1 protein-coding gene is annotated in these 524 nt (G+C 51.3%); it reads right to left on the bottom strand.

Features of this window, described 5'->3' with window-relative positions; all coding sequences use genetic code 11:
* A partial coding sequence (locus R7093_RS27915) for an AIR synthase-related protein (protein ID WP_318147369.1) occupies positions 1-524 on the bottom strand: 524 nt, incomplete at both ends.

Below are 524 nucleotides of genomic sequence, written 5' to 3'. Positions count from 1 at the left end.
TTCTAGCGTCAGATGACGCTCTTCTGTTGCCACACCAACCACTGCATAAGGTGCGCGCTCACGCTTACAGATTGCATCGAATGCTTCCATGTTTTCTGGTGCTACTGCAAGTACATAACGCTCCTGAGATTCGTTACACCAGATTTCCAGAGGGCTCATGCTCAATTCATCATTTGGTACATCACGCAGCTGGAACTTACCACCGCGCTCGCCGTCGTCACAAAGCTCAGGAAGTGCGTTAGAGATACCGCCCGCACCCACATCGTGGATAAATGCGATTGGGTTTTCTTCACCTAGCTGCCAACAACGGTCGATCACTTCCTGACAACGGCGCTCCATTTCTGGGTTTTCACGCTGTACTGAAGCAAAGTCCAGATCTTCAGCTGACTGACCTGACGCCATTGAAGACGCCGCACCGCCACCAAGACCGATATTCATTGCAGGACCACCAAGTACGATTAGGCTCGCACCAACAGGGATCTCTTTCTTCTGAACGTGTTCGTCACGGATGTTACCCATACCAC

This window comes from Vibrio sp. 1580 (assembly GCF_033340055.1).
Note: the sequence above shows the minus strand (reverse complement) of the source record. Positions and strands in the feature narration are given on the sequence as shown.